General features: G+C 74.4%; 5 protein-coding genes. All 5 read right to left on the bottom strand.

Annotation, left to right across the window (positions count from 1 at the left end; all coding sequences use genetic code 11):
• Positions 1-405 precede the first annotated feature (405 nt).
• A complete protein-coding gene (locus AB0C69_RS36940; protein WP_360360269.1) occupies positions 406-2,109 on the bottom strand; it encodes a cation acetate symporter in 1,704 nt (567 codons plus the stop codon).
• Positions 2,106-2,567 carry a hypothetical protein gene (locus tag AB0C69_RS36935; RefSeq protein ID WP_360360267.1) on the bottom strand — a complete coding sequence of 154 codons (462 nt, stop codon included), beginning with the start codon at positions 2,565-2,567 and terminating at the stop codon, positions 2,106-2,108. Before AB0C69_RS36935 ends, AB0C69_RS36940 begins: the two co-directional genes overlap by 4 nt.
• Complete coding sequence (locus AB0C69_RS36930; protein WP_360360265.1) at positions 2,557-3,354, bottom strand: LytTR family DNA-binding domain-containing protein; 798 nt, start codon at positions 3,352-3,354, stop codon at positions 2,557-2,559. Before AB0C69_RS36930 ends, AB0C69_RS36935 begins: the two co-directional genes overlap by 11 nt.
• 77 nt (positions 3,355-3,431) lie before the next feature.
• Positions 3,432-4,766, bottom strand: coding sequence for a histidine kinase (locus AB0C69_RS36925; protein WP_360360263.1), 1,335 nt, complete (start codon positions 4,764-4,766; stop codon positions 3,432-3,434).
• Positions 4,767-4,890: 124 nt separating this feature from the next.
• Positions 4,891-5,514 carry a molybdopterin-dependent oxidoreductase gene (locus AB0C69_RS36920; protein WP_353834743.1) on the bottom strand — a complete coding sequence of 208 codons (624 nt, stop codon included), beginning with the start codon at positions 5,512-5,514 and terminating at the stop codon, positions 4,891-4,893.
• Between the last annotated feature and the right edge of the window lie 206 nt (positions 5,515-5,720).

The raw sequence follows: 5,720 nt of genomic DNA, 5'->3' as shown, positions 1-5,720 counted from the left end.
GGTGAACGTCGCGTCGAAGGGCCGCGCGCTGCTGATGCTGTTCCTGTTCTCCGACTGTTCAGCGACGCCCGAGCCACAGGTCGCGGGATCCCACCCCCCCGGTACGGGATCCTGCGACTCACGATCCGGCGTGTGTCGCCGGATCTCCGGATTTGCTCTTGTGGGAGGGTTCGCGGCCGGGGGCCGCCCGCCCCTCCTCGGGCGGTGTGACGTGTGGTGCCACTGAGAACATTAGAGGGGGTTCGCCACCTGTGGACAGCGGGACGACGCGCCTCTCGATGAACGGTGTGTAGTCATAGATGTACGGAGCGTAGTCGTCGGATGAGCGGTCCGTGGAGCGGGACGAGCGGTTCGAGGCGGGGGCGCGGCGGGCCGCGCGGCGCCGTAAGCGGTTCATAACGGGGCTCAACGGGCGAACACGTCCTCGGGGAGGTGCAGTTTCGTCAGGGCGCGGTCGGCGCGGCGGGGGACGCGGCGGCGGGTCAGCAGCGAGACCGCGACCATCACGGCGAACGCGGCGGGGGCGATGAGGGCCGCGGGTTCGGCCACGGCGGCGGCGGGCCAGCCCGTCAGGGGGAGCTCGTACAGGTGCAGGACGCCGGAGGCGACGGCGAGGCCGGTGCCGACGATGAGGCCGGCGGCGGCGCCGGCCGCGGTCAGGCCGCGCCACCAGATGGCGAGCAGCAGGAGCGGGCACAGGGAGCACGCCGAGACGCAGAGGGCCAGGGCGACGAGGGCGGCGGCGCTCTGCGTCCCGATCCTCGGGAGCAGGGCGAGCGGGACGAGGAGCGCGAACACGGTGGCGATGCGGAAGGACGCGACGCCGCTGCGGCGGGCGCACTGCGTGACCGTGCCGGCGATGGTGACGACGAGGCCGCAGGAGGTGGAGATGAACGCGGCGAAGGCGCCGAGGGTGATGAGCCCGGTGAGCAGCGCGCCGGCCGGTCCGGGGATGCGCTGGGGCAGCAGCAGGACGGTGGCGTCGGTGTCGCCGGTCATCAGCAGTTCGGGCGCGTAGAGGCGCCCCATGGACGCGTAGACGGTCGGGAAGACGTAGAAGAGCGCCAGGAGCACGGGGACCAGGGCGGCGGTGCGGCGGGCGGTGCTTCCGCTCGGGTTGGTGTAGAAGCGGATGAGGACGTGGGGCAGCCCCATGGTGCCGAGCAGGATGCCGAGGAGCGCCGAGTACGTGCGGTAGAAGCCGTGCTCCTCTCCGCGGCCGAAGGGCGTGGCCCAGGTTTCGCCGCTCTGGACGGGCAGGCGTTCCGCATGGGGCACCGGCGCCCCGGCCGGGAAGACCACCTCGGCGGCGGGGCCGATGGTGTGCCGGCCCGCGGCGAGGGTCATCGCCCCGCCGCCGTGGCGGACGCCGTCCACGGGTCCCCGGGCGGTGACGAGGACGGCGGCGGGCGCGGTGACCGCGACCTCGGTGCTCACGTGGACCCGGGTGGTGTGCGCGAACCGCGCGGGCCCGCCGCCGACGGGGTCGGGGCGGCCGTCCATCTGCCACATGACCAGCAGCGCCGCGGCGGGCACGGCGAAGGCGACCAGTTTCACCCAGAACTGGAGGCTCTGGACGGCGGTGATGCTGCACATCCCCCCGGAGGCGACGAGCAGCAGGGTGACCGCGACCACGACGGCCCAGCCCGCCCACACCGGGGCGCCGGTCATCACGCGCAGGGTCACGCCGGCGCCCTGGAACTGCGGCAGCAGGTAGAACCAGCCGATGAAGCAGACGCAGCAGGTGACGATGCGCCGCACGGCCGGGGAGCCGAGCCGCCACTCGGCGAAGTCGGAGACGGTGTAGGCGCCGGAGCGGCGCAGCGGGGCGGTGACGAACGCCAGGAGCAGGACGTGCCCGGCGGTCGCCGCGACCGGCAGCCACAGCATGTCGGCGCCGTAGGCGAGCACCAGCCCGGCGGTGCCGAGGAACGCGGCGGCGGAGAGGTACTCGCCGCTGATCGCCGAGGCGTTCCGCCAGGGGGTGACGCCCCGGGAGGCGACCAGGAGGTCGGAGGCGGTGCAGGCGGAGCGGCGGTCGCAGGCGCCGAACGCGGCGGTCGCCACCAGCAGCGTCAGGAGCGCCGCCGCCACCGCCACGGCGGTCATCGCCTCTCCGCCGGTCTCGTGAGGTCGCGTTCGGCGCGCTCGGCGCGGCCGAGCTGGCGGAACGACGCGGCGACCCAGACCGGCTGGATGCCGAAGGCCAGGACGAGCCAGGGCAGCGGGACGCCGTGCACGCGGGCCCGCGCCACCGCCGGGACGATCGCCATCAGCGCCGGGAGCGCCGTCACCACGGTCATGACGAACGCGCCGGTGCCGAGGGCGGTGCGCAGCTGGGCGCGGATGAGCCGGCGGGCCTCGGCGGGTCCGATCGGGGGACCGCAGACGAGCGGGGACGGGTCGGTATCGGGCGGGTCGGGATCGGCCGGGCCCGGCGCGGGCGCCGCGGCCTCGGCGGTCTGGGCGGCGCCCGGCGTCGCGCCGCCCGGCAGCGCACCGCTCGGCAGCCCGCGGGGGCGGACGGCCGCCGCGCCCGCCGTCGTGTCGCGGCGTTCATCGGTCATCGCGGGCCTCCCCCGGGTCTCCGGCGCCCTCGTCCGGCTGGTGGAACTTGCGGACGAGCAGGTCCCGGACCTCGCGGGTGTGGCGGCGGCTGACCTGCAGCAGCTCGTCCCCGATCTGGACGGCGGCCCGGCCGCCGTCGAAGCGCAGCTCGGTGATGTGCGCGGCCGCGACGAGGGTGCTGCGGTGGATCCGGATGAACCCCGCGCCCTCCCACCGCTTGGAGAGCGCCGACAGCGGCATGCGGACCAGGTAGCCGCCGTCGGCGGTGTGCAGCCGCACGTAGTCGCCCTTCGCCTCGACGTGGGTCACGGCCCGGCGGGACACCAGCCGCGTCCGCCCGCCGAGCTCGACGGGGATCATCTCGTCGTCGGGGTCGGGGGAGGTCTCCCCGGCGGGTGGCGACGGCCGGCGCACGGCCGCCGCCACGCGCCGGACGGACTCGGCCAGCCGCTCCGGCCGGACGGGCTTCAGCAGGTAGTCGAGCGCGCCGAGCTCGTAGGCGGTCACGGCGCAGTCGTCGTGCGCGGTCACGAACACCACGTGCGGGGGCGCGGCGAACCCGGTCAGCAGCCGGGTGAAGTCGAGCCCGTCGAGGCCCGGCATGCGGATGTCGAGGAACACGGCGTCGAGGCGCTCGCCCTCGACGAGCATCCGGCTCAGGTCGCGGAGCGCGGCCGAGGCGTCCGCGGCCCCGGTGACCCGCCCGATCCGCGGGTCCTTGCTGAGCAGGTAGGTCAGCTCCTCCAGGGCCGGGCGTTCATCGTCGACGGCGAGGACGTGCAGCATGAGGGCGACTTTGCCGCGATTACCGTCTGTCCGCAATCGGTTCCGAAAAGTGAGTGGCGTGTCGCCCGGATCGCCCCTCAGTCGGGAAAGACGCCCGGACGGTACTTCGGGACGCGCAATTTGACCTTGGTTCCGGCGCCGAGCGCTGTCTCGACGGTGAGGCCGTACTCGTCCCCGTAGACCTGGCGCATGCGCGCGTCGACGTTCGCGAGGCCGATGCCGGGACCGCTCTCCGGCCGGTCGTGGGTGGCGACGCTCCCCCAGCCGGTGGGCCCGGGCCGGCCGAGGGGCGCCGAGAGGATCTCTTCGAGCCGCTCGGGGTCCATGCCGATCCCGTCGTCCTCGACGCTGATCGCGGCCTCGGCGCCCGAGTCGCGGGCCACGATGGAGATGTGGAACGCGCGGCGGCCCCCGGCCATGCCGTGCCGGACGGCGTTCTCGACGAGCGGCTGGAGCGCGAGGAACGGGACGGCGACCGGCAGCACCTCGGGCGCGACCTCGACGTTGCACTGGAGCCGCTCGCCGAATCTGGCGCGCTCCAGAAGCAGGTAGCGGTCGATCGAGCGCAGCTCGTCGGCGAGCGTGGTGAAGTCGCGCGGGTTGCGGAACGAGTAGCGGGCGAAGTCGGCGAAGTCCAGCAGCAGGCCGCGGGCCCGCTCGGGGTCGGTGCGGACGAACGAGGCGATCGTGGTCAGCGAGTTGTAGACGAAGTGCGGCGAGATCTGCGCGCGCAGCGCGCGCAGCTCGGCCTCGGCGAGGCGGACGCGGACCGAGTCGAGCCCGGCCAGTTCGAGCTGTCCGGTGACGAGCCGGGCCGCCTCCCCCACCGCGCGGACCCGCGCGGTGGACGGGCTCGGCCAGTACGCGCTCAGCGTGCCCTCGACGCGGCCCTCGACGGCGAGGGGGGCGATCATCGCCACCTGGACGCCGCACTGGGGGTCGCCGCAGGCGAGCGGCTCCGGCGTGACGACCCGGGGCCTGCCGGAGGTCAGGACGGGCAGCGCGTGCGCGACGGCCTCGCCCGCGTGGGCGCCGCGGCCCGCGCCCTCCCAGGCCAGCAGCCGCGGCGCGGCGGAGGCGTCGTCACCGGGGCCGTCGGGGCCCCTGGGGGCGTCGGGTGCGTCGGCGCCGTCCGGTTCGCCGGGCGGGCGCACCGCGACGATCGCGACCGCCTCGGCGCCGAGCAGCGAGCGCAGCAGCCGGGTCGCCCTGCGCGCCGCGTCGCCGGTGAGCCCGGCCCGCAGCGGGGGCGCGGCGTGCGCGATCAGGTGCAGGGCGGCGAGGGCGGCCGCCTCCGCCGGATCGGCGTGCCCGCGCCGCGGCAGGAGGCACCACCGGCGCGGCGCCCAGACCCCGCTGGCCCCGGCTGCCGCGGCGTACACCACGACATCTGTGACGGACGGTAGGTCCATGGAAACTTACGGTAATGGCTATCATCGCCGCGGGTGCGCCTGTTGCCGATTTACCGAGGTCTCGAATGGGACACGTTCGGCCGACCGGAAGTCCCGCGCGGGCGGACCAATCGCGCGGGTCCGATCACAGCGGGGGCGACTCGCCCTCGTCCTCCTGGTACGAGTAGCGCTGCTCCCGCCACGGGTCGGCGACGTTGTGGTACCCGCGCTCCTCCCAGAAGCCCCGGCGGTCCTTCACCAGGTACTCCACGCCCCGGACCCATTTCACGCTCTTCCACGCGTACAGGTGCGGGATGACGATGCGGACGGGGAAGCCGTGGTCGGGGGTGAGGCGCTCGCCGTCGCGGTGGGTGGCGAACATCGTCCCGTCGGCGAGGAAGTCGCTCATCCGGATGTTGGCGCTGTAGCCGTACTCGGCCCAGACCATGACGTGCGTGACGTCCGGCGCGGGCGGCGCCAGCTCGATGATCGCCGTGCCGGGGACGCCCCGCCACTCGTTGTCCGGGATGGTGAACTTGGTGACGCAGTGGAAGTCGGCGACCGAGGCGGCCTTCGGAAGCGCGTCGAACTCGTCCCAGGTCCAGCGGTGCTGCTCCCCCGACTCGGTGGCGCCGAAGACCCGGAAATCCCAGTCCTTGGGACGGAACTTCGGGACGGGGCCGTAGTGCAGGACGGGCCAGCCCCGGGGGACGTACTGCCCGGGCGGCAGTTCGCCCGGCTGCGGCGCGGGCTGTTCGGGGTGGGTCATGACGCGGCCATCCTGCCATCCGGAGTGAGCTGAGCCATATCCGGGGTCCGCGGGGGCCGCGGGCCCCGACATCGGCTACGCTTTCCCCGTGCGCAACGTCGTGTATTTCTTTTGGCCCGACCAGCCCGGACGGCTGGTCTGCCAGACGCTGCGCTGACAGACCACGAAGGCGAAAGCCCCGGGCCGGCCGGCCCGGGGCTTTCGTC

The sequence above is a fragment of the Actinomadura sp. NPDC048032 genome, from assembly GCF_040653175.1.
Classification (GTDB): domain Bacteria; phylum Actinomycetota; class Actinomycetes; order Streptosporangiales; family Streptosporangiaceae; genus Spirillospora; species Spirillospora verrucosospora.
This window is presented reverse-complemented; position numbering and strand designations above follow the sequence as displayed.